The organism is Spirillospora sp. NPDC048823 (assembly GCF_043198445.1).
Classification (GTDB): Bacteria; Actinomycetota; Actinomycetes; order Streptosporangiales; family Streptosporangiaceae; genus Spirillospora.
Map to the genome: position 1 here is coordinate 542,473 of NZ_JBICUT010000002.1, position 25,030 is coordinate 567,502.

The 25,030-nt window shown below is 71.6% G+C and carries 23 protein-coding genes and 1 tRNA gene; 13 read left to right on the forward strand and 11 right to left on the reverse strand.

Annotated elements, in window-relative coordinates:
* Positions 1-97 precede the first annotated feature (97 nt).
* Both ACGFK0_RS06005 and ACGFK0_RS06010 read right to left on the reverse strand, forming a co-directional pair.
* Positions 98-2,278: a transcriptional regulator gene (locus ACGFK0_RS06005; RefSeq protein ID WP_392900849.1), complete on the reverse strand. Its 2,181-nt coding sequence runs from the start codon at positions 2,276-2,278 to the stop codon at positions 98-100.
* A 2-nt stretch (positions 2,279-2,280) separates the two neighbouring features.
* Positions 2,281-2,352: transfer RNA gene (locus ACGFK0_RS06010), tRNA-Gly, on the reverse strand.
* Between the two features lie 88 nt (positions 2,353-2,440).
* Here ACGFK0_RS06010 and ACGFK0_RS06015 point away from each other — a divergent pair.
* Entirely contained in the window at positions 2,441-3,070 is a 630-nt protein-coding gene (locus ACGFK0_RS06015) for a maleylpyruvate isomerase N-terminal domain-containing protein (protein ID WP_392900852.1), read from the forward strand.
* Positions 3,067-3,897 carry a maleylpyruvate isomerase family mycothiol-dependent enzyme gene (locus ACGFK0_RS06020; RefSeq protein WP_392900855.1) on the forward strand — a complete coding sequence of 277 codons (831 nt, stop codon included), beginning with the start codon at positions 3,067-3,069 and terminating at the stop codon, positions 3,895-3,897. The genes ACGFK0_RS06015 and ACGFK0_RS06020 overlap by 4 nt, the downstream gene beginning before the upstream one ends.
* Before the next feature lie 3 nt (positions 3,898-3,900).
* On the opposite strand, the gene ACGFK0_RS06025 is transcribed toward ACGFK0_RS06020, so the two are convergent.
* From ACGFK0_RS06025 to ACGFK0_RS06040, 4 genes are read right to left on the reverse strand one after another with little or no spacing between them, the layout of a single operon-like run.
* Positions 3,901-4,974 (reverse strand): type III PLP-dependent enzyme, encoded by a 1,074-nt coding sequence (locus tag ACGFK0_RS06025; protein WP_392900858.1) that lies wholly within the window; start codon positions 4,972-4,974, stop codon positions 3,901-3,903.
* Positions 4,971-6,572, reverse strand: coding sequence for an IucA/IucC family protein (locus ACGFK0_RS06030; RefSeq protein ID WP_392900861.1), 1,602 nt, complete (start codon positions 6,570-6,572; stop codon positions 4,971-4,973). Before ACGFK0_RS06030 ends, ACGFK0_RS06025 begins: the two co-directional genes overlap by 4 nt.
* 50 nt (positions 6,573-6,622) lie before the next feature.
* Positions 6,623-8,200, reverse strand: a complete 1,578-nt coding sequence (locus ACGFK0_RS06035) for an IucA/IucC family protein (protein WP_392900864.1) — start codon at positions 8,198-8,200, stop codon at positions 6,623-6,625.
* A complete protein-coding gene (locus tag ACGFK0_RS06040; RefSeq protein WP_392900867.1) occupies positions 8,197-9,342 on the reverse strand; it encodes an acetyl-CoA carboxylase biotin carboxylase subunit family protein in 1,146 nt (381 codons plus the stop codon). Before ACGFK0_RS06040 ends, ACGFK0_RS06035 begins: the two co-directional genes overlap by 4 nt.
* Positions 9,343-9,541: 199 nt before the next feature.
* Here ACGFK0_RS06040 and ACGFK0_RS06045 point away from each other — a divergent pair, with 199 nt between their 5' ends.
* Positions 9,542-10,150 carry an HD domain-containing protein gene (locus ACGFK0_RS06045; protein WP_392900870.1) on the forward strand — a complete coding sequence of 203 codons (609 nt, stop codon included), beginning with the start codon at positions 9,542-9,544 and terminating at the stop codon, positions 10,148-10,150.
* Here ACGFK0_RS06045 and ACGFK0_RS06050 read toward each other — a convergent pair.
* Positions 10,140-10,424 (reverse strand): DUF4031 domain-containing protein, encoded by a 285-nt coding sequence (locus tag ACGFK0_RS06050; protein WP_392900873.1) that lies wholly within the window; start codon positions 10,422-10,424, stop codon positions 10,140-10,142. The genes ACGFK0_RS06045 and ACGFK0_RS06050 overlap by 11 nt on opposite strands.
* Before the next feature lie 110 nt (positions 10,425-10,534).
* Here ACGFK0_RS06050 and ACGFK0_RS06055 point away from each other — a divergent pair, with 110 nt between their 5' ends.
* Positions 10,535-11,935, forward strand: a complete 1,401-nt coding sequence (locus tag ACGFK0_RS06055; RefSeq protein ID WP_392900876.1) for a dipeptidase — start codon at positions 10,535-10,537, stop codon at positions 11,933-11,935.
* Positions 11,936-11,957: 22 nt separating this feature from the next.
* Complete coding sequence (gene nudC, locus ACGFK0_RS06060) at positions 11,958-12,869, forward strand: NAD(+) diphosphatase (RefSeq protein WP_392900879.1); 912 nt, start codon at positions 11,958-11,960, stop codon at positions 12,867-12,869.
* A gap of 57 nt (positions 12,870-12,926) precedes the next feature.
* On the opposite strand, the gene ACGFK0_RS06065 is transcribed toward nudC, so the two are convergent.
* Complete coding sequence (locus ACGFK0_RS06065) at positions 12,927-13,208, reverse strand: mycoredoxin (RefSeq protein ID WP_392900883.1); 282 nt, start codon at positions 13,206-13,208, stop codon at positions 12,927-12,929.
* Positions 13,209-13,337: 129 nt separating this feature from the next.
* Here ACGFK0_RS06065 and ACGFK0_RS06070 point away from each other — a divergent pair, with 129 nt between their 5' ends.
* The 4 genes from ACGFK0_RS06070 (at position 13,338) to ACGFK0_RS06085 (ending at position 17,624) form a co-directional block, all read left to right on the forward strand.
* Positions 13,338-15,413: an ATP-dependent DNA helicase UvrD2 gene (locus ACGFK0_RS06070; RefSeq protein ID WP_392900886.1), complete on the forward strand. Its 2,076-nt coding sequence runs from the start codon at positions 13,338-13,340 to the stop codon at positions 15,411-15,413.
* Positions 15,414-15,481: 68 nt separating this feature from the next.
* Complete coding sequence (gene tesB / locus ACGFK0_RS06075) at positions 15,482-16,354, forward strand: acyl-CoA thioesterase II (RefSeq protein WP_392900889.1); 873 nt, start codon at positions 15,482-15,484, stop codon at positions 16,352-16,354.
* 648 nt (positions 16,355-17,002) lie between these two features.
* A complete protein-coding gene (locus ACGFK0_RS06080) occupies positions 17,003-17,281 on the forward strand; it encodes a WhiB family transcriptional regulator (protein ID WP_392901437.1) in 279 nt (92 codons plus the stop codon).
* Positions 17,282-17,363: 82 nt separating this feature from the next.
* On the forward strand, positions 17,364-17,624 hold the full coding sequence (locus tag ACGFK0_RS06085; RefSeq protein ID WP_392900892.1) for a hypothetical protein: 261 nt from the start codon (positions 17,364-17,366) through the stop codon (positions 17,622-17,624).
* 60 nt (positions 17,625-17,684) lie between these two features.
* Here the strand turns inward: ACGFK0_RS06085 and ACGFK0_RS06090 are convergent, their stop codons facing one another.
* The gene (locus ACGFK0_RS06090; RefSeq protein ID WP_392900895.1) at positions 17,685-19,034 is read right to left on the reverse strand and encodes an ABC1 kinase family protein; all 1,350 of its coding nucleotides are present in this window, start codon (positions 19,032-19,034) and stop codon (positions 17,685-17,687) included.
* A gap of 251 nt (positions 19,035-19,285) precedes the next feature.
* Between ACGFK0_RS06090 and ACGFK0_RS06095 the strand changes: the two genes are divergently transcribed.
* The 3 genes from ACGFK0_RS06095 (at position 19,286) to ACGFK0_RS06105 (ending at position 21,514) form a co-directional block, all read left to right on the forward strand.
* Positions 19,286-20,086 (forward strand): enoyl-CoA hydratase/isomerase family protein, encoded by an 801-nt coding sequence (locus ACGFK0_RS06095; protein ID WP_392900898.1) that lies wholly within the window; start codon positions 19,286-19,288, stop codon positions 20,084-20,086.
* A 196-nt stretch (positions 20,087-20,282) separates the two neighbouring features.
* On the forward strand, positions 20,283-20,846 hold the full coding sequence (locus ACGFK0_RS06100; RefSeq protein WP_392901439.1) for a M48 family metallopeptidase: 564 nt from the start codon (positions 20,283-20,285) through the stop codon (positions 20,844-20,846).
* Positions 20,843-21,514: a hypothetical protein gene (locus tag ACGFK0_RS06105; protein ID WP_392900901.1), complete on the forward strand. Its 672-nt coding sequence runs from the start codon at positions 20,843-20,845 to the stop codon at positions 21,512-21,514. The genes ACGFK0_RS06100 and ACGFK0_RS06105 overlap by 4 nt, the downstream gene beginning before the upstream one ends.
* 40 nt (positions 21,515-21,554) lie before the next feature.
* Here ACGFK0_RS06105 and ACGFK0_RS06110 read toward each other — a convergent pair whose 3' ends face one another.
* Both ACGFK0_RS06110 and ACGFK0_RS06115 read right to left on the reverse strand, forming a co-directional pair.
* Positions 21,555-22,127, reverse strand: a complete 573-nt coding sequence (locus ACGFK0_RS06110; RefSeq protein WP_392900904.1) for an NUDIX hydrolase — start codon at positions 22,125-22,127, stop codon at positions 21,555-21,557.
* Between the two features lie 205 nt (positions 22,128-22,332).
* Positions 22,333-23,733 (reverse strand): zinc-dependent metalloprotease, encoded by a 1,401-nt coding sequence (locus ACGFK0_RS06115; RefSeq protein ID WP_392900907.1) that lies wholly within the window; start codon positions 23,731-23,733, stop codon positions 22,333-22,335.
* Positions 23,734-23,822: 89 nt separating this feature from the next.
* Between ACGFK0_RS06115 and ACGFK0_RS06120 the strand changes: the two genes are divergently transcribed.
* Positions 23,823-24,905, forward strand: a complete 1,083-nt coding sequence (locus ACGFK0_RS06120; RefSeq protein ID WP_392900910.1) for an NAD-dependent epimerase/dehydratase family protein — start codon at positions 23,823-23,825, stop codon at positions 24,903-24,905.
* The last annotated feature ends 125 nt before the right edge of the window (positions 24,906-25,030 follow it).

Here is a 25,030-nt window from a genome sequence, read left to right on the forward strand (position 1 = left end):
TCGGTACGGCCGACCACGACCCCGACCCGGACCGGTCAGGTGCGGCACAGCCTTCCACCGCCCACCGACATTCCGCCGCCGTTCGCGGATTCGCAGGTCAGGACGTCATCCAGTGTTCTCCGGTGGTCCATCCGAGGAACCGGCGGCCGGGCGCCGCCGACCCGTCGCCGAGGCTCCCGCCCACGAGCACATGCCGGAGCCCGGCGAGCACCGGATCGAGCCGCCGGACGACATGCGGGGCTTGCCGGTCCAGTTCCGCCTGCATCCACGCGATGACAGCGATCTGGTCCTTGAGCCCACAAAGCGCCAGGAAGAAGACGGCCTGACGCCACGCGTAGGCGGCGTCCTTGACCGTCGCGAGCGGACGCGGATTCCCGTGCACCTGCCGTACGAGCTTGCACGCGACGCCGAACGCGCGCCTGGCGAGACCGTCCCACCCGTCCGCGGGGTCGACCCCGATCGGATGGACGAGCGCGGCCAGGTTGTGCGTGGTCAGGATCTGCGCCTGCTCGATCACCGTCCCATTGGCCGCGACCCACGACCGCCCGGTCGCCGCCCCGGCCCGCGCGCTGCACAGTTCGCCGAACCCCGCCGCGAGTGTCCGGACGGCCGCGTAGTCGATCCCGTAGTAACGCTCGTAGACCGAGCCCTCCAGCACCTCGCCCGCGAGCTGCGCCGCGCGTAGAAACTTCGGTGAGAACGTGCCCATGAGGATGTCGGCGGCCAGTTCTTCGACGAACGGCACCTTGAGACCGGCCCGGTGGGCCAGCGTGCTGAGTTCGCCGACCATCGGGTTCGGAACGATGGTTCCGGGGAAGCCCTGCAGGGTCAGCTCGGCCAGTTGCACCAGCACCGTGTGCGCGTTCTTCTGTGCGACGTGGTCCGTCCGGCGGTACTTCTCCACCGCCTGGACCCACGGCAGTTCACTCAGCCGTACCTGATGCTCCAGATTCAACAGCAGCAGCGAACGGCGGTTGCGGAACGCCCGGTAGGTGGCCGTCATCAAAGCCCGCAATGCGGGGTCCGGGTAGGAGAGCGCCGACGTCGATGCCACAAGCTGAGGCACCAGCTCCGCCAGGACCTCCGCCGATGGGACGATCCCGCGCTCGACCAGCGTGCTGACCGGTGCCTGCAGAGCGTTCTCGACGATGCGCCGCATCGACTCGGGGAGCTCACTCCGCGCCTCACCGTCGACGACGGGTGCGACGAAGGACTCGACGGACGGCGCACCGGTGTTCTGCGGCATCTTGCTCAGCCGCGCAGCCACGACCTGTGCCAACGCGTGGTGTGTCGGCCGCGCGGCGATGGCCGCCTGGCCGTTGCGGAGAGCGACGTGCTCCGCCGCTCCAGGCGCGCCCCGCTTGGCGACCATCGAGTCGACGGCGTGCTTCAGCAGCCGGGACGGTGGCCGCCCGGCCAGGACCTCCTCCAGGGACGTCCGCAGAATGGCGAGGTTCTCCCTGGGACGCCGATGCTTGCCGCACAGTCTGTGCGCCTTGGCGAGACCGTTGTAGCGCGCGAGCAGTTCAGCACCGCGTTCCCGCCAGCCATCGGGTTCATCGGCGAAGACCCGCCCGTCCCGGACGGTCTCAAGCCAATGCCCCAGCAGTTCGTCCCCGAACGGATTCCACACCGCCAGTGCCTCGTTCATCGCGGCCACGGCGGTGTTGGGCGGCTTGGCCGCCATCCGCCTCCTCACGTCCCCGATGGTTTCGCGGCACGCAAGGGAGGAATCGCCGGGGGCCTCCCCGGGACGCGGCAGAAACCGCAGCCGGTCGGCGAACGGCCCGATCGCCTCCAGGACGCCCAGGGCCATGTCCCGATCTCCTGCCCGCAGCAGCCACGCCACCACGAGCAGCGCCGCCTCCTCGGGCACGACGACGTCATATCGCCCGCTGTCGAGCATGGTGTACAGCTCGTCCAGGCCCCGGTCGGTCAGGTGATACATGAACAGCTCACGCCGTTCAGCGGGGAGTTCGCTGCGCTGTGCAGCCTCCACCTCGTACTCCAGCAGAGGCCCGCCGGCCGCCGCGTCGCCCGTGGCGAACCCTCCCCGCACGACCTCGGGCGTCGCCCAGGCCGGCAGGCCCTTGACGGGCGTCCTGGACCCGACGTTCAGAGACCCGCGCCTCATCCCGGAGGCGACCCGCTCCCAGCGCCGCATCCTTTCCTCGGCCCGGACCCGCGTCTCCGGGTCCTCATGGGTCAGCGCCGTGACGAACGCCTTGGCCATCTGGCCCGCGGCGTAACCCGGATTCGCCTGCACCTTCTCGTCCATAGCCAGCGTGGCGGGTTCCGCCCCCGCGCCCTCCGGGTAGGAAGCCCGGTGCTCTACTGCTGAGCTACACGCTGTCGGCAGTCACGTTAAAGACCACCCGTCCCCGCCCGCAACGCGAATTTCCCGTGCCATGGCGGCTCAAGGGCCGGGTAGCGTCGCCCTATGCCTGATGCCGTGACCGCCGACGATCTGGACTCGGCCGTTCAGCTTGCCGTAGCCGCGCTGCGGGAGGCGCCTCCGGGGGCCTGGGACGCCAAGGCGGGGTCGCTCGAATGGGATTGCTGGGAGACCGTCGAGCATCTGAGCGACGACCTGTTCGCCTACGCCGCCCAGTTGGGGCCGAGGACGCCGCCGATGGACGGCGAGGTGCCGTTCGTGTGGGAGAGCCGGAGGCCCGGTGGCCCCGCGAACGCCGTCCACGCGAACCGTGAGGCGGGGCCCGCCGGGCTCTTGCAGGTGCTGGAGGCGTGCGGGGGGCTGCTCATCGCGATGGTGCGCAGTACCCCGCCGGACGTGCGGGCCCATCATGTTTTCGGGGCATCGGATCCCGGAGGGTTCGCCGCGATGGGCATCGTGGAGATTCTCGTTCACACCCATGACCTGGCGGAAGGGCTCGGGTTGCCGTGGGAGCCGCCCGCCGGGATGTGTTCGCGTGTGCTCGCACGGCTGTTCCCAGATGCTCCGCGTGACACGGAGCCGTGGCCGACGCTGCTGTGGGCGACCGGCCGTGCGGAGCTTCCGGGCCGTTCGCGCCTGACGTCTTGGTGCTGGCACGGTTCGGTTCGCACATGAGCGCCTGGCTCGGTCCGCCGATCGACGTCCGGCCGCTGTTCGCGGAGCAGCAGGCCGCGTTCATCGGGCTGCTGCGCGGCCTCGGGCCCGATGAGTGGACGCGGCCGACCGCCTGCCCCGGGTGGACCGTCAAGGACATCGCCGCGCACGTGCTGGGCGACCACGTCGGACGGCTTTCCAGGGGCCGCGACCAGTACGAGGCGCTGAAGCCGCGGGGCGGTGAGGCGTTCCCGGACTTCATCGACCGCATCAACGACGAGTGGGTCACGGCGGCGCGCCGTATCAGCCCGCGGCTCCTCATCGAAATGCTGTCGTCCGCCGGTGACGAGATCGCGGCGTTCTGGCGGGCCGCCGATATGGAGGCTGTGGGCGGCCCGGTCTCCTGGGCCGGTCCCGAACCGCACCCGGTGTGGCTGGACGCCGCCCGGGACTTCAGTGAGTACTGGACGCATCACCAGCAGATCTGCGACGCGACCGGACGGGCGGGGCTCACGGACCCGCGTTATCTCGAACCCGTCCTCGACACTTTCATGCGGGCGCTGCCGCACACGATGCGAGATGTCGGCGCGGCCGAAGGCGCCGTCCTCCAAGTGGTCGTCACCGGGTTCGGGGGTTGGGCCTGCGTTCGCGGGGCCGATCGGTGGGTGCTGCGGCGGGAGACGCGGGCCCGTCCTTCGGGATTGGTCGAACTTGATCCCGGCACTGCCTGGCGCCTGTGCACCCGTGGTATCGGTCCGGACCTTGCCGCTGAGCGTGTCCGGGCCGAGGGGGATCGGGCGATGGTGGAGGCGGCGCTGAGAATCGTGTCGATCATCTATTCCGGGTGAGGTTCAGCGTAGGTAGTGGAACGCCGGCTTCGGGTGCATGAGGAAGTCGTGGTGGGAGATGTTCCAGGCGTAGGCGCCGGCCATGGTGAAAGCGATGACGTCGCCTGGGGACAGGTGCGGGACCAGGACGTCGCGGGCGAAAACGTCCTTGGGCGTGCACAGCTGGCCGACCAGGGTGGCCCGGTTCTCAGGGCCGCTCGCGGTCAGGGCTTTGAAGGGCTGGTCGTGGCCCTTCGTCACCGGGGTCCTCAGGTGGTGGGTGCCGCCTCGAAGGATCACGTAAGTCTCGCCGCGGGTGGTTTTCACGTCCAGGACGTCGGTGACGTACCAGCCGTGGTAGGCCGTGAGGGCACGGCCCGGTTCGATGCGGAGGGACGGGGTCGCGGGGAGGCCCTGGCCGTAGGCCCGCCAGTCGAAGCGGGTGTCGGGTCGCGTGTAGTCGACGGCCATTCCGCCGCCTATGTTGAGTTCCGGGTCGCTTATCCCGTGGGTTTCCAGCCAGGGGAGTGCCCAGTCCCTTATCCGGGTGGCCAGGTCGAGCATCGCGGGAGCGTCCAGGCCTGAGGCGAGGTGGACGTGGACGCCGCGGAGGTCGATGCGGGGGCTTTCGGATATGCGGCGGGCGCATTCGTTGAGTGCGGGCTCGTCCATGCCGAAGGGGCCGCTCATGGTGAGGGCGGCGTTCGGGGTTCCGAGGGGCAGATTGGCCCGTAGGAGCACACCGGCCGGGCCGGGGAGGCGGGACAGTTCTCGCGGGCTCTCCACGTGGATGCGGTCGACGTTGAGGTGCTGAGCCAGGGACAGTTCTTCGGTCGTCTTGCCTGGGCCGCCGAAGGCTATGCGGACGTCGGGCAGAGTCGCCCGGACGTGGGTGAGTTCGCCGCCCGACGAGACTTCAATGCCGTCCACGTGTGGGGCCAGGGTCCGGAGGATTTCGGCATCCGGGTTTGCCTTGGCGGCGTAGAAGAGTTCCGTGTTGGGAAGGGCGGCGCGGATTTCCGCGGCGTGCGCGTCCAGGCCGGGCAGGTCGTAGATGTAGGCCGGGTAGCGGCCGAGGCCGACGGCGTACTCGTTCACAGCGGCCGGGGTGCGGCGAGCGGGTTGGGGACGGGGACGTAGGCGGCGCCGCGGTCGGCCGCGCGTGACCAGCGGGTGCGGAGGTTCGCCTTGGCGGGCAGGGGCACGCCGGCCAGGAGTGCCCTTATCTGCGGATGGTGGTCGTGGGCCGCGAAATGCTTTCTCGCTGTTCGCCACAGTGCTCGTTCGAGGGGCGGGTGCCGGTCCGCTATCGCGGCCGCGATCTCGGTCAGGTGGTTGACGACGAGGCAGTAGACGACGCGGTTCCAGCCGCGGTCCGGGGCGTAGGTGAGGCTTTCGGCCACGCGGGACGGGAGGTGGCTCAGATCCCATCGGCCCGCGGTGAGCTTGGTGCCCTCCAGGTCGCGGAACGCCGCGTGGATGGGCATGCCGTCGGTGTCCACGCAGATGAGGACGTTCTGGAGGTGGGGTTCCAGGACGACGCCGTGGTCCAGGTAGGCGCTCAGTACCGGGGGCGCGACCTGCGTCACGTAGGCGTCCCACCAGGCTTCGGCGCCGCCGGGCGCCGATAGGGCCGGTAGGTCTGCGAGGAGCGCGGTGTAGGGGTCGGCCAGTGCGCCGGCCAGGAGCGGTGTGCCGGGGAGGGTCTTGACGCCTTGGCGCAGGATCACTCCCAGGCCTTCGTACAGGCGGCGGTCGGCGAGGGTGGTGCTGCGGTAGGCGGGTTCGGTGAGGAGCGTGGAATCCAGCTCTTTGAAGATGGGCGGCAGTAGCTCGTTGAGGGTTATCGCTCCGGTCAGCTCGTACCAGGCGTTCTTGCGGACGCAGTTGGTGATGCGCACGTCCAGGCTGAACTTGCAGAACACGTCGGCGTCCGGCAGATAGGCCGTCCGGACGGACGATGTGGCCACCGCCTCGGCGCCGGACGGCCCGAGGTTGAGCAGCGAACCGCGCGCCAGGGCGTCCTGTAGGACGGGGTTGTCCGCCATCAAGGAGAACTGCCATGGGTGGACGGGGAGAAGTCTGCGGCCGGGTGGGGACGACGGCCCGTACGACTCCAGGGCTTCGAACGCGTCCGGGTCCCCTTCTTCGGCGATGAGGTCTTCCGGGACGGCGAGCCAGTGGGGGCGGAAGCGCGATCGCGTTTCCGGGGCGTACTCAAGCCAGTCGGCCGGGGAACCCTGGCGTGACTTGGGGGACGGGTGGAAACGGTGCCCCGCCACCAAGGACTGTTCCGAATCGATGTAGCGGCCGTCGGAGGGCTCGCTTCGTGCGGCGATGATCGCGGCCAAGGCGTTGCGGCTGTCGTCCACCTGGGTGAGGAACTCCTGGTTCGCGCGGCCGGTGGCCAGCTCCAGCTCGCCGGCCACCAGGTTCGCCAGCCTGTCCCAGGGAGCCGCGATCCACTCTTCGCCACGCCGCTCCTCGTAGGGCGGCGCCAGGCGGTAGGTGGGTCCGACCGGGGGACGGGCCAGGCCCGTGCGCAGCACGACGCCCGCGCGGGGCAGGCGGGCCACGAGGTGCACGCCGTCCGGCCATACCTGCTGCTCGGGCGCGCAGACCTCCCGGATCAGGCAGTTCAGCAGCGCGGTCGAGGTGGCGTCGTCGGCGGAGATGCCGGGTTCTGTCAGCAGCACGTCGGGTCCCGTGGGTTGTGCAGTGTGGTCGGTGGGTGTGGTGGTTCGGGTCACGGGCACGTCGCGTCCCGCAGGTAGTTCGGCCCTGGCGGGCCGTAGTGCTTGTTGATGTCGGCCGCGCCGGTCCGCGCCTTGCCGACGAGGGTTCCGGCGGTGACCATGGCCTTGCCCGGCAGCGTGTCCGCGTCGAGCGTGCGGGAGCGCAGGAACGCCTCGTCCGGCCCGAGGGCATCGGCGAGCCGCTCGCGGATCATCGTGCGGCCGGTGCGCCAGGGGAGCAGGCCGTGTTCGGCCAGTCCGAGGGCGGGGGCGGCGGCGCACAGGTGCAGCGTGATGGTGATGAAGACGCGGGCCAGCGCCTCGTCGTCATCGGTCGTCATCCTGCGGTCGACGAGGTCGCGCGGGTCCGTGCCCGGGGACGGGGGGAGGCGTTCACGGAGCCGGGACGTGTTGATCAGCGCGCCGTCGTTGTCCTTGATCAGCAGGCGGGGCGGGGCGTCGTCCAGGACGAGGGCGACGTTCTGCTGATGCGCCTCCAGTGCGATGCCGTAGCGGAACAGCGTGACGTTCCATGAGAACAGCGCCGACAGGTAGGCGTCGAAGAGCGGCTTGACGTCCCAGCCTTCGATTACGTGACCGTGATCGGGTGCCTCGGCGAGCAGTGCCGCTATGGGGACGATGTGCGCGTTTGCGGTTTCGGGTGGAAAGCGCCGCACGAGGTAGCCGAGGAACGGGTCCTGCGCGTGGCCGTAGGTCTGCTCATCGGTGAGAAGCACCGGGAGCGAGGGTTCCCGCAGGAGGACGCGGCGCAGGACGCGTTCGACGAGTGCGCCGTCCGGGAGGGTGCCGGGCATGATCGTGCGGCGGTTGCGGAGGCCGAGGGTGCTGGTCGGCAGCGGCATCTTCACGTGCCCGAGCGGAGTGGCCGCCACCGTCCGCATCGACAGTGTGGGGGTGACCTGCAGGTACGGGTCGGGGGCGACGAGGGCCGCGCCGGGGAGCGCGCTCACGTGCCGCACCGCCAGCGGGTGGACGGGGAACAGCGCGTCCGCGGAGGGCAGGCCGACGTCGGCGGGGGCCGGCCACCAGCCGGGGAGCGAACCCGCCAGCACCGGGTTCCGCACCGCCGCCCAGCGGAGCGGGAACGACGGCGCGAACTCGGGCGCGTAGCGGCTCAGATCGGCCATGGACAGGCCCGCGCGGCTGCGGCCCATCGGATGCACCGGGTGGTCGTTGCAGGCCGCGAGCGTCTCGTAGAACGTCCCGGGGCCGGTCCGCAGTTCGCGCGGGATGCGCGCCAGCCGCCGGTACACCGCCGGGCGCGCGTCGTTGTGGAGCTTGATGGCCGCCAGGGCGTCCAGGCATTCCCGCTCGAAGGCGGCCATGTCGTCGCGCGGGTCCGCCACTGTGCGGACGGCGGTGAAGACATCGCTCAGCCTGAGGTTCTGCGCCGGGTCCACGACGAGTTCGGAGAGGAACGCCGGCCGTGCGTCCAGGAGGCGTACGGGACGCCCCGGCAGATCGAGCGTCCGGTGCTCGATGAAGCGGTGCAGGCCGGCGTAGTTCTCGCGGAGGAGCGCGTCCAGGACCCGGGCCGCGAGCCGGCCTTCGATGTCGTCGCCGGTCACGCGATCGTCCAGTCGTGGGCGGCGCGGAAGCGCGCCAGTGCGGCGTTCACCTCGTCGGCCCCGGAACCGATGGCGCGGATCGTGCCGAGGTAGTCGCGGTTGGTGCGGGTGACGGTGACGGTGTCCCCTACCGAGCGCTGAGGGCGATAGGCGAGCCGCACTGGGCCGTCGTCCATCTGCAGGGGGCCGGGAGCCGCCGTGAGTTCGCCGGAGCGGTCGGCGATGACCGGTTCGGCGACGGCATGCCTTCGGTCGGGGACGCGCCAGGCCCGGAGCGGTTCACCCAGGTGAACGTTCAGGATCTCCTCGAACAGAGGCACGCCCAGCAGGTCGGCCAGCAGGAAGTCGCAGTGGTCGCCGATCAGCCGGTAGTTGACCTCGATGATGCGGGCGCGGCCCTCGTGGACGACGAACTCCGTGTGGCAGGCCCCGAAACCGACGCCCATCACCTCGAGTTGCTTGAGGATCTGCGGCGTTTCCGGGGGCGGGGCCGTCCACTCCAGGCGTTCCTCCACGAAGAACGGCGGTGGAGAGAGGGTCGTGCGGAACGAGCCCAGGACGCGCAGTTCCCGCCCGTCGCCCAGCGTCTCCAGCGTGTGGAGTCGTCCCGGAAGATACTCCTCGGCCACCAGGGGGCCGTCCCGGTGCGCGGCGATCTCGCCGCGTCGCATGGCGAGCTCCAGGGCGTCCTGGACGAGGAAGACGTCCTCGCTGGCCACGCCCTCGCGGGGCTTCAGGACGAGCGGATAGGGCGCGTCCGCCGGCACCCGGTGGGCGTCGGCCGAGAAGACCGGGTCGAGGGACGCCAGATGCCGCCGCATGAGCGCCTTGTTCTTCGCGCGGGCCGCCGCCCGCCAGTCCTTGGCCGGGAGCCCGAAATAGGCGGCGGCCAGCGCGGCAGGGGCCTGCAGGAGGTCGCTGTTCGAGAAGATGGCCGCAGGCTCGCCGTCGACGGCGGCGATGATTTCGCGGAAGTCGGTGACATCGCATTCGACGACCGGTCCGCTGTGCGTCCCGGCGTGGGCGGCCGGACGGTCGGTGAGGAGCGTCGTGGCGAGGCCCAGGCGCGTGGCGGCGGGCAGGAATCCGTGCGTCACCGAGTCGGTCGTCTTTCCGGCGACCAGATGGAGCGAGGCGGCCACGATCGGCCTTTCCAGTGCGAGACATGAGCCGGTCAGTGAGATGAGCCGGGTGGTTTCGATGAGCCGGAGGGCGAGGCGGGCATTGGGTGAGGTAAGCCTTGCCTAACTCGCCGTCACCATAGTGGCGGTGCCGCATGCGGGAGGCAAGAACGATGACATCGCGTGTCCCGCCCGTTCGGTGATCCGGCAGGATGGTGCCATGGATCTCGTCGACCGGTGGGTCGCGCTTGCGGGGCCTCACACCCGGCATATCGGAACGGAACTGGACAAGCGCTACGGCGAGCCGCATCGCCGCTACCACACGCGCCGCCACCTCACCGCCGTCCTCGACCTCGTGGACGAGCTGGCCGGGCACGCCGCCGCCCCCGACCTCGTCCGGCTCGCCGCCTGGTTCCACGACGCCGTCTACGACCCCGAACGCGCCGACAACGAGGAACGCAGCGCCCGCCTCGCCGCCCGCATGCTCACCGACACCGACCTCCGGGAACCGGACATCGAGGAAGTCGTCCGCCTGATCGAGCTCACCACCACGCACGCGCCGCACGAGGAAGACCCGAACGGCCAGGTGCTGTGCGACGCCGACCTCGCGATCCTCGGCGCGGACTCCGACCAGTACGCCGCCTACGCCGCCGCAGTCCGCGAGGAGTACGCGTTCGTCCCCGACGAGTTCTTCCAAGCGGGACGCGCCCAAGTGCTCAACGGCCTACTCGCGCTGCCGAGACTCTTTCACACGGCCACGGCCCGGGAACGCTACGAAGAACGCGCAAGGAACAACATCCGGACAGAGCTGACGCTCCTCAACGCCTAGCGGCGGCACCCCGTGGCCGGTAAGCCTTTCGCCGGCGCAGGCCCGCCGCCGTCAGGCGCGACAGCAGCTCCTGGCAACCGACCGCCTGCGCCCCCAGCGACACCGCCGTCTCGTAGAGTTCGGACGGGACGTCGTAGTGGTCGCGCTCGAACGCCCGCGGCGGCATCCCCAGCTCCGCCGCGAAGGCGTGCAGTTCCTCGTACGAGACGTCGCTCACCATGTGCGACCAGACGCGGCCGCGTGCGGGCCACAGCGGCGGATCGATGAGGATCAAGAAGGCTCCGGGGGACGAGTGACCGGTTCCAGACCGGACGGGTACGGACGTCGGCGAACACCGGATGAGGGAAACTCAGCCCGACAGTACACATGCGAAGGGGCATGCAGGTGAACGACGTACAGCGGAACGACGTGGTCGCGCACATCCAGGCAGGCCGGGACCGGTTCATCGCCGACCTCAAGGAGTGGCTGGCGATCCCGTCCGTCTCCGGAAACCCGGCGCACGCCGGGGACGTCCGGAAATCCGCGGAGTGGCTCGCCGAATACCTGCGCGGCCAGGGCTTCCCCGCCGTCGAGATCTGGGAGACCCCCGGACTCCCGGCCGTCTACGCCGAATGGCCCGCCGGCGACCCCGGCGCACCCGCCGTCGTCGTGTACGGCCACCACGACGTCCAGCCGGTCGAACCGCTGGACGAGTGGGACACCGACCCGTTCCAGCCCGTCGAGGACGGCGACCGGCTCGTCGGCCGCGGCACGTCCGACGACAAGGGGCAGATCTTCTTCCACACGCTCGGGATCCGCGCGTCGCTCGCCGCGTCCGGGAGGACGGCGCCGCCCGTCACGATCAAGCTCCTGGTCGAGGGCGAGGAGGAGTCGGGGTCGAAGCACTTCGCCGACCTGCTGCGCACCCACCGCGACCGGCTCGCCTGCGACGCCGTCGTCATCAGCGACACCACGATGTGGGCGGCGGACGTCCCGTCGATGTGCACCGGGATGCGCGGGCTGACGGAGGCCGAGGTCACGTTGCGCGGCCCGTCGACCGACCTGCACTCGGGTTCGTTCGGCGGCGCCGTGCCGAACCCGCTGCAGGCCATGGCGGCGTTGCTCGCCGCCCTGCACGACGGCGACGGCCGGGTCACCCTCCCCGGCTTCTACGACGACGTCGTCCCGCTGACCGGCGAGGAGCGCGACCTGTTCGCGCGGCTCCCGTTCGACGAGGACGAGTGGCTGCGGGGCGCCGGCGAGAGCCGCGCCGCGCACGGCGAGAAGGGCTACACCACCCTCGAACGGATCTGGGCGCGTCCCACCGCCGAGATCAACGGCATGTGGGGCGGGCACACCGGCCCCGGCGGCAAGACCATCGTCCCCCGCGACGCGCACGCCAAGCTCTCGTTCCGGCTCGTCGCCGGCCAGGACCCCGGCAAGGTGCAGGAGGCGTTCAAGGCGTGGGTCGCCGAGCACACCCCGCCCGGCGTCGAGGCGGAGGTGCGCGTCCCGGGCGGCGGCGTCCGGCCGTGCTTCTCGCCGATCGACTCCGCCGGCGTCGAGGCCGCGCGCCGCGCGATGGGACGGGCGTTCGGCACGGAGGTCCTGTTCACCCGCGAAGGCGGCAGCGGCCCCGAAGCCGACCTCGCCGACATCCTGGACGCGCCGCTGATCTTCGTCGCGGTCGGCCTGAACGGCGACCGCATCCACGCCCCGAACGAGAAGGTCGAGATACCGCTGCTCCTCAAGGGCGCCGAGACCGCCGCGTACCTGTGGGAAGAACTCGCCACCGCGCTGCGCTGAAACCCCTGGAGAGGAGCAGAACGTGACCGATGGCCCCCTGGAGTGGCTGGCACTCTCACGCGGAACCCTGGACAGGGTCGCGCTGCACCGCCGCGACGACGCCTGGCTGGACGCGGCCTGGGCGGACCCGGGCACCCGCGTCCTGGTCGTCCAGGACGGCCGCGCGCTGGTGACCTACGAGCCCACCCCCGCGCTCGTCCTCGTCCCGCCGGACCAGGCGCCGGACGGCGACCGCTGGCTCCTCGGCGTGGACGACGCGGGCACCGCCTACTTCGGGACGCCGGGCCCGCTGCCCGCCATCGAGGGGACGCAGCCGTCCGGGCTGCGCCGCGTCGGCGCCCTCCTGAGCGACCAGGACTCCGGCCTGCTCACCCATGTCGTGGCGCTGGAGCACTGGCACCGCAACAACCGGTACTGCCCGCGCTGCGGCGCCGAGACGCGGACGGCGTCCGCCGGGCACGTGCGGGTGTGCCCCGAGGACGGCTCTCAGCACTTCCCCCGCGTCGACCCCGCCGTGATCATGCTGGTGACGGACGGGGCCGACCGGATCCTGCTGGCCCGCGGCCCGCAGTGGCCCGCCGACCGCCGCTCGATCCTCGCCGGGTTCGTCGAGCCGGGCGAATCCCTCGAACAGGCCGTCGCGCGGGAGGTGAAGGAGGAGGTCGGGATTCCCGTCCGGGACGTCCGCTACCTCGGCAGCCAGCCGTGGCCGCTGCCGCAGAGCCTCATGCTCGGCTTCACCGCCAGGGCCGACGGCGACGTCCCGCTGTACCCCGACCCGGAGGAGATCCTGGACGCCGCCTGGTACACCCGCGACGAACTCCGCACGGCCATCGACGCCGGCGACATCGTCGCGCCCGGCCCGCTGTCCATCGCCGCCCAGCTCATCATGCGCTGGTACGGCGGCGACCTCCCCAAGATGCCCGACTTCTGATCGCCACCGGACATGCGCGAGCCCGGCGACCCCAACGGGCGCCGGGCTCGGGTTGGCTCAGGCGAGGGAGGCGAGCTTCGCCTTGACCGCCTTGGCGCTGGGATTGGTGACCGCGGAGCCGTCGGGGAAGAGGACGGTCGGGACCGTCTGATTGCCGCCGTTGACGCTCATGACGAAGTCGGCGGCCTCCGGGTCGCGCTCGATGTCGACCTCCACCATCTCGATGCCGTCGCGGGCGAGCTGGCTCTTGAGCCGGCGGCAGAACCCGCACCAGGTCGTCGTGTACATGGTGAGCTGGCCGGTCGTGCCCTTGGCCCGGTCGGTCGTCGGCGTCGCCATCGCTCCGTCGTCTCCCTTGTTCGTTCGTACGATCCGCTCCGAAGAACAGTAGACACCCGCTGCGCATTCCACTCGTCCACAGGTGGCGTGATGGCCGTGACGGGTGGTGCGGGCTGCGAGTATGGGGGGATGTTGGCTGAGTCGGTGCTGGAGGGACTCGACCCCGAACAGCGGGCGGTCGCCGAGGCGGTGAAGGGGCCGGTGTGCGTGCTGGCGGGCGCCGGGACGGGCAAGACCAGGGCCATCACGCACCGCATCGCCTACGCCACGCTGACCGGAGTGGTGACGCCGCAGCGGGTGCTGGCCGTGACGTTCACCACCCGGGCGGCGGGGGAACTGCGGAGCCGGCTCCGGCAGCTCGGCGCGCCAGGCGTGCAGGCGCGGACGTTCCACGCCGCGGCGCTGCGTCAGCTCACCTACTTCTGGCCGCGCGTCGTCGGCGGCGAACCACCCAAGATCATCGACTCGAAGATCGGGCTGGTGGCGGACGCGGCGCGGGCGTGCCGGCTCTCGCTCGGGCGGACGGAACTGCGCGACGTCGCGAGCGAGATCGAATGGGCGAAGGTCACCCAGCACCGGCCGGAGGACTACCCCGCCGCCGTCGTCCAGGCCGCCCGGAAGCCGCCCGCCGAGATCGTGGACGTGGCGCGCGTCTACGCGATGTACGAGCAGCTCAGGCGCGAACGCAACCTGCTCGACTTCGAGGGGATGCTGGAGCTGACCGCGGCCGTCCTCACCGAGCACCGGGAGGTGGCGAACCAGGTCCGCGAGCAGTACCGGTACTTCGTCGTGGACGAGTTCCAGGACGTCAACCCGCTGCAGAAGATGCTGCTCGACACCTGGCTCGGCGACCGCGACGACCTGTGCGTCGTCGGCGACCCCAACCAGACGATCTACTCGTTCACCGGCGCGTCCCCGTCCCATCTGCTCGGCTTCACCCGCGAGCACCCGGACGCGAAGGTCGTCAAGCTCGTCCGCGACTACCGGTCGACGCCGCAGGTGGTGCGGCTGGCGAACGGGGTGATCGGGCAGGCGAGGGGCGACGGGGCGGTCCGGCACAAGCTGGAGTTGCAGGCCCAGCGCGAACAGGGCCCCGAGCCGGTGTTCAACGAGTACGACGACGAGGTCGCCGAGGCCGACGACGCGGCGCGGCGGGCGCGCAAACTCGTCGACGAGGGCGTCCCCGCGCGGGAGATCGCGATCCTGTACCGGATCAACGCGCAGTCCGAGACGTACGAGGCGGCGCTGGCGGCGGCGGGCGTCCCCTACGTGCTGCGCGGCGCGGAACGGTTCTTCGAGCGGCCCGAGGTCCGCGAGGCGGTGGTCAGGCTGCGCGGCGCGGCGCGGGCGGGCGCCGACGCCGAGAACGACGGGACGGGGCTGATCATGACCGTCCGGCACGTGCTGTCCGGGGCGGGGTTCTCCGACCGGCCGCCCGAGGGCGCCGGTGCCGCCCGAGCACGCTGGGAGTCGCTCGCCGCGCTGGCCCAGCTCGCCGAGGACATGGCCGCCGACAACCCGAAGGCCGGCCTTCCGGACTTCGTCGCCGAACTGGAGGAACGCGCCGCCGCGCAGCACGCGCCGCCTCTGGAGGGCGTCACGCTCGCGTCGCTGCACGCCGCCAAGGGCCTGGAGTGGGACGCGGTGTTCCTCGTCGGGCTCGCCGAGGGGACGCTGCCGATCATCTACGCGGAGACGCCCGCGCAGATCGAGGAGGAACGGCGGCTGCTGTACGTCGGCGTCACCCGGGCGCGCGTCCACCTGTCGCTGTCCTGGGCGCTGTCGCGCTCACCGGGCGGGTCGCGCCACCGCCGCCCGTCCCGCTTCCTGGACGGCCTGACCGGCAAGACCGCCACCCACACCCCGGCCCGCGCCGACCGGGCGAAGCGGCGTACCACCAAGGGGCCGCAGCCGTGCCGGGTGTGCGGGCGCCCGCTGACCGCCGCCGTCGAACGTAAGCTCGGCCGCTGCGAGGACTGCCCCTCCGAGCTCAACGAGGAACTCCTCATCGCGCTCAGGGAATGGCGCGCCCGCGTGTCGGCCGAGCAGAAGGTCCCCGCCTACGTGGTGTTCACCGACGCGACGCTCCAGGCGATCGCCGAGCGCGGCCCCGAATCCATGGAGGACCTGGCCCGCATCCCCGGCGTCGGCAAGGTGAAGCTCGACCGCTACGGCGATGCGGTCCTCGGCCTGTGCGGAGTGTGAGCAGGGCCTCCAGGCGTCCGGGGGGCTGAGATGCCGCTCACACCACCGGATACGGAAGACTGGCGGCCGTGAAGGAATCGCTGAAGGAACTGCTGGACCTGCTGGACCTCGAGCAGATCGAGAACGACATCTTCCGCGGCCGCAGCCCCGAGGAGCGGCGGCAGCGCGTCTTCGGAGGCCAGGTGGCCGGGCAGGCGCTCGTCGCCGCCGGGCGCACCGTCCCCTCGAACCGGCCCGTGCACTCCCTGCACGCCTACTTCATCCGTCCGGGCGACCCGCTCGTCCCGATCGTCTACACCGTCGACCGGGTCCGGGACGGCCGGTCCTTCACCACGCGGCGCGTCACCGCCGTCCAGCACGGCAAGGCGATCTTCACGCTGTCGGCGTCGTTCCAGATCCTCGAGGACGGGCCCGTCCACCAGGCCGCGATGCCGGACGCCCCCGCGCCCGAGTCGCTGCCGGACGGCCTGGCGCGCCTGACGCCGCTGTTCGGGGCGGTCGGGGCGCGGGAGTTCGTGACGCGCCGCCCGTTCGACATCCGGCACGCGACGCCGCTGACGTGGGAGGCGGCGAAAGACCCGTCGCTGGCGACCCCCGAGTCGAAGGTGTGGCTGAAGGTCGACGGCGAACTGCCGGACGACCCGCTCCTGCACGTGTGCCTGATGACCTACGCGTCGGACATGACGCTGCTCGACACCGTCCTGCTCAACCACGGCCTGGCCTGGGGGGACAAACGGACGATGGGCGCCAGCCTCGACCACGCGATGTGGTTCCACCGGCCGTTCCGGGCCGACGACTGGCTGCTGTACTACCAGGAGACCCCGTTCGCCGGCGGTGCGCGGGGGCTGGCTCGCGGCCAGGTCTTCACCAGGGCCGGGGAACTGGTCGTGTCCGTGATGCAGGAAGGGCTCGTCCGGGTCGCGGACTCGCCGCGGCGGTGATGTGCGGGTCTCCCGGGAGGGTTCGACGCTCCCCGGACGGCACAGGTTCCGCGGGAAAAGGGTGAAGTGACCCACAAAACCGCAGGTCAAAAATATCTTGTTGATTCTGCGGAGTCCCCGTACGCTCGAACGCGAGCAATCAACCGGCCAGACCGGTGTGGATCTTGAATCCGCCGGTGCGGCCCGAGCAGCCAGAGAGGTGGTGTGCAGTCCGGTGAGTAACACGTTGTTCAAATCCGCGTCGTCCTGGACCGCCGCATGCCCTGGCGTCTCGATCCCCGATGGCCCCGCCGCGTATTCCGCGGCGTCCGGTGTGCGACTGCGCGATTCCCGCGGCATGTGGAGCATGCGCGGAACGAATCTGCGTGATCTGCACATTGCGCAGCGAATCCAGGACGGCCAGGGGCGAAGTGTCCTCGAACACCTTTCCGAGGGCACGAGCGTCCCGGCTCCGGCCACGGCCCACGTGGGCGTCACCGTCAAGGGTGGCGTGTCGGGTCCGTATCCCTGGAGGCGACCGGTCTAGCGAATAGACCGGCACAGCCCCCAGGCCGCGGATCCAGACCGGATCCGCGGCCTTCTTCTTTTTCCCGGACAACCCACTGACACGCCCGTTGAGATCCAACGAGAGGAACAAGGGTGACTGTGATGCAGGGGGCACTCGCAGTAAGCGAGGAGGACCTCACTCTTCCGTGCCGGACCGACCCGGAGCTGTTCTTCGCCGAGGCTCCCGCCGACGTCGAGCTCGCCAAGGCCCTGTGCCTGGAGTGCCCGCTTCGCAGGGAGTGCCTCGCAGGCGCGCTCGACCGCAAGGAGCCCTGGGGCGTCTGGGGCGGCGAGCTGTTCGTCCGCGGTGTGATCGTTCCGCGCAAGCGGCCGCGTGGCCGTCCGCGCAAGCACCCGCGCCCGGACGAAGTGACCGTGTGAGCACGCCGGCACACGACCGCACCAACCCCGGAGGCGCGGCCCCCGCGCGGGGACCGCGCCTCCGGGCGCCGGAGGGAACACGATGATGACCGTTCAGCCGCGGGAGATCTGCACAGGGCAGGTCCTCGGAGAAGACGAGAAGACCTTGCCGGGCCAGGATCCGTCCCGGGAGCGAATACCCGGGGCCGTGCCCGATGAGCTGGCGGCCCGTGTCCGTGTGCTGCGGCGTGCGCGCCGTGACGCGCGGACGAGGGCGTCACGGGTGCGGCGCGTCCTGCTCGCGCCGACGGCGCCGGCCGCGGGCGAGACGTACGTGCGGGCGCCGAGCCCGCACAGGCATTGAGCCTGCAGGCGGAGACCCGCGCACCACATCAGTGCGCGGCGCCCGCCGAAGGAAGGCCCTCTAGGGCCTGACGCCAAGGGCGCCGCAATCAACACAGCCGTCCTCGTCGTCGGCGAATCCCGGGACCCATTTGAGGGATTCGGCGCGGGCCGGGATCTCGCAGTCCAGCTGGCACAGCACGCCGGTGCCCGCCGACAGCACCCGGTGGATGATCACGTACTCGGGCGGCAGGTTCAGCTGGCGGACGACGTTGGACGGCCGCAGGTCGGTGACCCGGGCGGCCATGTCGCGCAGCCACTCGCGGTTGAACTTGAACGTCTCGGTCATGAACGGCTCGGTGACCGGGGCCATGAACGCCTGCAGCGCCTCGGGCTCGATCTCCACGCCCTCGCGGATGAAGTCCTCCCGGCGCAGCGCGTCCTCGAGCTCGTCGATGTCGGCCATCGTGCCGATCCGCAGGAGCAGCCCGAGCCGTTCCTGGAAGCCGCCGGGAATGCGGTCGACGGCGCCGAAGTCCAAGACGCCGAGCCGCCCGTCCTCCAGCAGCCGGAAGTTGCCGGGGTGCGGGTCGCCGTGCAGCATCCCGGACCGCTTCGGCCCGGAGAGCAGGAAACGGCAGTACAGCAGTGCCGCGTGGTTCCGGGTCTCCGGATCGCCATCGCTGATGATCTTCGACAGCGGGGTGCCGTCGATCCACTCGCTGATCAGGATGTTGCCGTCCTGCGCGATGACCTCGGGAATGTAGAAGTCGGGGTCGTCGGCGTAGGCCGCCCGGAAGACCATCTGGGATTCGGCCTCGATCGTGTAGTCGAGTTCCTCGACCACCCGCTCCTTCAGTTCGGCGAGCATCGACTTGACGTCCAGTCCGGGCATCAGCACGCCGAACATCCGGCCGAGCCGGGCGAGCTGGTTGAAGTCGCTGATCAGCGCCTTGCCGGCGCCGGGGTACTGCACCTTCACGGCGACGGCGCGGCCGTCGTGCCAGACGGCGCGGTGCACCTGGCCGATCGACGCGGCCGCGGCGGGCTCGTCGTCGAACGACGTGAAGTAGTCCCGCCAGTCCTCCCCGAGGAACTCGGCCAGCACCTTGTGGACGGTGCCCGCGGGCAGCGGGGGAGCGGCCTCCTGCAGCTTGGTCAGCGTGGCGCGGTACGGGCCGGCGATCTCCGGCGGCAGCGCCGCCTCGAAGATCGACAGCATCTGGCCGAGCTTCATCGCCCCGCCCTTGAGCTCGCCGAGCACCTTGAACAGCTGCTCGGCGGTGCGCTGCTGGATCTCCGTCGCGACGGCCTCGGCGGGCCTGCCGAAGGTCCGCTTTCCCATGCCGAGCGCGGTGCGGCCCGCGAAGCCGATGGGGAGGGACGCCAGCTTTGCTGACCGCGTCACCGCGCGGCGGGGAAGGTCGCTCACGCGGACCATTGTCGGTGATCGAGTGTCGTTCACGCCACAATCACCGGGATCTATCGTCGGCGCCCGAACCGCGTACCGCTGTGACCTGCGCCAATGTTGTAAGTGTGCGCTTTCTCACGCCGAGTGAGAGGCACGTTCCACGCTCCCGCGGGCCGCGGGGATGCGCCGGGCCGGGCCCCCGGCCTGGGAAGGCATTGTTTCCGGGACCCCGGAGAACAGGGGGCCGGGGAGCGCGCGGTACGGTGCGGGCCATGTCCGAAGAGTCCCTCGATGCGCTGCTGGTCGAACGACGTCCCGGCGGAATCGCCGTCCTGACGCTGAACGATCCCGGCCGCCGCAACGCGATGTCGGACGAGATGACCGCCGCGTGGAAGACGGCGATCGAGGAACTCCGCGCCGACGCGCAGGTCCGCTGCGTCGTGGTGACCGGGACGGGCGGCGCGTTCAGCTCCGGTGGCGACCTTTCCTGGCTCGCCGACACCAACGCCGTCGCCGTACCCGCCCTGCGCGACCGGATGCTGACCTTCTACCGGACGTGGCTGGCGATCCGCGGCCTGGAGGTCCCGACGATCGCCGCCGTCAACGGGCACGCCGTCGGCGCCGGGCTGTGCCTCGCGCTGGCCTGCGACCTGCGGTACGCGGCGTCCGGCGCCAAGCTCCTCGCCCCGTTCACCGCCCTCGGGCTGCACCCCGGCATGGCCGCGACGTGGCTGTTCCCCGAGGTGGCGGGGCTGCCGTTGGCCCGCGAGATGCTGCTGGCCGGACGGGTCCTCACCGGTGACGAGGCCGCGGAGCACGGACTGGTCAACCGTGCCGTCCCACGCGAAGACGTCCTGGCCGAGGCGCTCACCGTCGCCGAACGGGTCGCCGCGCAGGCGCCCGTCGCGACCCGGCTCACCAAGGTCGCCCTGTCGAACGGAGGCCACCCCGACATGGAGTCGGCGCTGCGCTGGGAATCGCTTGCGCAGCCGGTCACGATGTCGTCCGCCGACATGTTGGAGGGGCTCACGGCACAGCGCGAAAAGCGCAGCCCGCGATTCACCGGCGAATGACACCGGGCGCACCACCGCCCTGACACCCGGGCACACCATCGCCCGCGGTTGGCGTCACCCTGAACGGCTCGTTAAAACATAGGGTCTGACCTGCGGTAACGTCAAACACCCCCTATGGGGCGCGCAAAATTTCGAGTACGGTTCAGGCGTGCCCCCTAACGTTGAGGTCCGCCGCAGCGCCAGACGCCGGCGAACCGTGTCCGCCTACCGCGATGGCGACAAGGTGGTGGTGATGGTTCCGTCCAGGCTGAGCAAGGCCGAAGAGGAACAGTGGATCGCGACCATCCTTGAGCGGCTCGAGGAGCGCGAACGCCGACGGCGGCCCACCGACGCCCACCTGCAGGCACGAGCCCGCGACCTGTCCCGCCGCTACCTCGACGGCCGCGCCGACCCGGTCAGCGTCCGGTGGGTCGCCAACCAGCGCACCCGCTGGGGATCGTGCACCCCCGACGACGGCACCATCCGCCTGTCGACCCGCCTGCGCGGCATGCCCGCCTGGGTCGTCGACTACGTCCTCGTCCACGAGCTGGCGCACCTGCTCATCCCCGGGCACGGCGCCGACTTCTGGGAACTGGTCGGCAACTACCCGAAGGCCGAACGCGCCCGCGGCTACCTCGAGGGCGTCGCCGCCGCCGCGCACCTGCCCCTCGAAGCGGACGCACCCGACGACGAGGTCGCCGGCGGGCCCGGTTCGGGAGGCATCCACCACGGGGACGGCCTGCACACCGGCGGTGGATTTCCGCACGAGGTCGCCGGGTGACCGACGCCCCGGCGCGGGCGGCGGCCGACGGGGCCTCGTCCCGCTTCGCCGCGGTGCTGTCGTTTCCCGCCCGCCGGGCGGACGTCCCGCCCGGCATCGACCCCGACGAGTTCCGGCTCGCCATGCTCGAAGACACCTACGAGGTCGTCGCCGGACTCGAACTGGTGACGTCCGCCCTCGTCCTGGACCCGCCGGACCAGCCGGACGCCGAGGCCGTGACCTGGCCCGGCACGCCGATCGTCCGGGAACCGACCCTCGCGGGCGCGTTCGCGGCCCTGCACGCCCTCGGCGCCGGCGCCGCCGTGCTGGTCGCGCCGGACGCCCCCGACCTGCCACCGCTGCTGATCGGCAAACTCTTCCGCGCCGTCGGCAGCGCCCCCTCCGCCGCCTGCCAGGCGGACGGCGCCACCGGCCCGGACGGGCTGGTCGCCCTCGCCGCGCGGCTGCCTCTCCCGCAATGGCTGGCCGCCGCCCTCCGGGACGTCGATCTCGACACCCCCGACGCGCTGGCCCGGCTGCGCGCCGCCGCCCCGCGCCCCGGCCTGGTCCCGCAGGGGCCCGGCTGGCACCGCCTCCGCACCACCGGTGACCTGCGGCTCCTCGACCCGGGGCTGGAAGGCTGGGAGAACACCCGGGCGCTGCTCGAAGGCCACCCGCTCAGCTCCTGACGGCGTTCGGCTCCTGACGGCGCTCAGGCCTCGACGGCGCTCAGGTCTTGACGGCGCGGGCGACGAGGGCCCGGACGGCGTCGTCGGTGGGCTCGGGAAGATCGTGCACCGGGAACCAGCCGAGATCGTCGGACTCCTCGCTCACCGTGTGGCGGGCGCCCTCCGGGGCGATCGCGACGTACTGGACGTCCAGATGCCAGCTGCCCTGCGGATGGCAGCGGACCGGGTGCCGGTCCAGCCGGACGGGCTCGGGCAGCAGCCGCAGGCCCCGGATACCGGACTCCTCCATCGCCTCCCGCAGCGCCGCGCCCGCGAGCGTGACATCACCCGGCTCGCAGTGCCCGCCGAGCTGCAGCCACGCCTTGACCTTCGCATGCAGGGTCAGCAGCACCCGCGTCCGGGACGCGTCGAGCACCGCGGTGCTGGCGGTGATGTGCCCCGCCGCGCACTCCCGCCACATCCCGTCCGCCGGATGGTCCTCCAGGTGCCGCAGGAACTCCAGGCGGGTCTCCTCCTGCCCCGGGCCGGGTGCCTGCCAGGACGACAGGACCCGCACCGCGTCCGCGTACAGGAACCCCGGAGTCAGCGACCGCGCGCCCGGGGCCACCCTCACGTGCGGCCCATGCGGGGGTAGCGGGAGTTGGCGGGGTGGCGGCGCCGGCGCTCATGGTCGACCGGCCGGTGCCAGCACAGGCTCGCCCGCGCCGTGCGCCACCGTCCTCCGGCCCACGACCAATCGTTCGACGAGCACGTGATTGCGTTCATGGACGACCCCGGCGCGTACCGGCAGCCGTGCACTCGCGACTCGCGCGGCCCGCTCATGCGCGGGACCCGCCGTCGCCGGGACCCTCGTCCCCGCCAGGGTCATCGCCCTCGCCGAGGTCGTCGCCCTTGTCGTCGGGCTTGTCGGCCTCGATGTCCTCCGGGGACCTGGTGAGCTTGGACAGGTCCAGGTCGGACAGGCCCTCGATCTCGTCGCGGCCGTGCACGAACCCGTCCGGGTCGTCCAGATCGTCGGACGTCGGAAGCAGGTCGGGATGGTCCCACACCGCGTCACGGCCCTGCGTGCCGCGCACGTCGGTGAGGGTCCGCCACAGCGCCGCCGCCTCGCGCAGCCGGCGCGGCCGCAGTTCGAGGCCGACGAGCGTCGCGAACGTCCGCTCCGCCGGGCCACCGGTCGCGCGGCGCCGCCGCACCGCCTCGGCCAGCTTCACCGAACCGGGCAGCCGCCCCTGCGCGGCATCGTTGACGACGGTGTCGACCCACCCCTCGACGAGCGCGAGCGTGGTCTCCAGCCGGGCCAGCGCGGCCTTCTGCCGCGGCGACTCCTCCGGCTGAAGCTGGATCTCGCCGCCGAGCGCCTCCTGCAGGGCCTCCGGGTTGCTCAGGTCGAGGCCCTGGACGGCCTGCTCGATGCCCGACAGGTCGACGGTGATGCCGCGCGCGTACTCTTCGACCGCGCCCAGCAGATGCGAACGCAGCCACGGGACGTGCGCGAACAGCCGCTGGTGGGCGGCCTCGCGCAGCGCCAGGTACAGCCGGACCTCGTCGCCGGAGACCTCCAGGCCCGAGCCGAACGCCTCGACGCCCGCGGGCAGCAGCGCGCCGACGCCGTCCGGCGCCAGCGGCAGGCCCACGTCGGCCGAACCGGTCACCTCGCGGGCCAGCGCGCCGAGCGCCTGCCCGGCCTGGCCGCCGACCATCGCCCCGGCCATCTGCTTGACCATCCCGATCAGCGGGCCGGCCATCGCCTGCATGTCGGCAGGGATCTCACCGCCGCCGAGCGCGCTGCCCATGGACTCGACCATGCGGGTCGCGATCGGGTCGCACACCTTCGCCCACACGGGAAGCGTCTGCTCGATCCATTCGGACCGGCTCCACGCCTGCGGCGTCCGGATGCCGGCGGGCAGCGTCGTCTTCTCGTCCAGCCACAGGTCGGCCAGGCGCAGCGACTCCTCGACCTGGCGCCGCTCGGTGTCGACGACCGACGGGTCGCCCTGCTCGACCACCTGGTGCCGCGCGATGTTCTTGGCCAGATCCCAGTTCAGGGGGCCGCCGCCCTCGCCGCCCGCACCCTGGCCGCCGATCATGTCCGCGAACCGGTGCAGCATGTCGGCGAACTGCGCCATGTCGCCGCCCATGCCCTTGAATGGATCCTGGGGCCGGTCGTCGTCGTCGCCGTTGCCGGGACGGTTGAAGCCGAAAGGAGTGTCACTCATCGGATCGCCCCTGGGATGCATGATGGGCTCATATCCGCAACGTTAGCCGGTTCCGGCAAGGTCGCGTACACAAGGAAGGGGGCACCCCCGTGGCAACGGGCAAGGTTCGCCCTCGGCGTAGCAAGGGCCCGGTCGTCGCCGTCACCGGCGCGGCCACCGGTACGGGGCGGCTGCTGGCCGCCCGGCTCGCCGACAGGGAAGAGATCCGCAAGGTCGTCGCCATCGACGCGCACCGCGGCGACGTGCCCGGAGTCACCTGGCGGGTCGTGGACATCCGGGACCCGCTGCTGTCGGGCCGGCTCTCCGATGTGGACGTCATCGTCAACCTGGACGTCGAGTACTCCCCGGACGTGGACCCCCGCGCCCGGCGCACCCACAACGTCCGCGGCGCCCAGACCGTGGTGACCGCCGCCGCGGCCGCCCGCGTCCGCCGCGTCGTCCTCGTCACGTCCGCGATGGTGTACGGGGCCGGGCCCGGCAACGAGGTCCCGCTCGCCGAGGACGCGCCGCTGCTCGCCGAGGCCGACGCCAGCATCGCCGGAGACCACCTGGAGATGGAGGAGCTGGCCGCGACCGCGCCCGTCACCCACCCCGGCCTGGACGTCACCGTCGTCCGTCCCGCCGCGCTCACCGGGCCCGGCGTGGACACCTTCGTCACCCGCCACTTCGAGGCGCCGCGGCTCCTGTCGGTCAAGGGCAGCACGCCCGGCTGGCAGTTCTGCCACATCGAGGACCTCGCGTCCGCCCTGGAGGTCGTCGTCACCGGCGAGGTGACCGGGCCCGTCGCGGTCGGCGGCGAAGGCTGGCTCGGCCCCGACGAGGTCACCGAGATCACCGGCAAGCGCACCCTCGAACTGCCCGCCGCCCTCACGTTCGGTACGGCGCAGCGGCTGCACCGCCTCGGCATGACCCCGGTACCCGCCACCGACCTGCACTACGTCGCCTACCCGTGGGCGGTGGACTGCGCGCGGCTGCGGGCCGCCGGCTGGAAACCGCTCCACGACAACGCGGCCGCGCTGCGCGCCCTGATGGACGAGACCGCGGGGCGGCACGCCGTCGTCGGACGCCGCGTCGGCGGGAAGGAGGCCACCGTGGCGACCGCCGCGGGCGCCACCGTCGCCGCCATCGGCGCGGCCGCCGCCATCCGCCGCGCCCGCAAACGCCGCCGCTGAGCCGCCACCGGACCCGGCCTCAGCGAACCCGGCGGCACGGGACCCGGCAGCACTGGGGCCGGCAGCACTGGACCCGGCAGCACTGGATTCGGCGGCACTGGATTCGGCGGCACTGGATTCGGCGG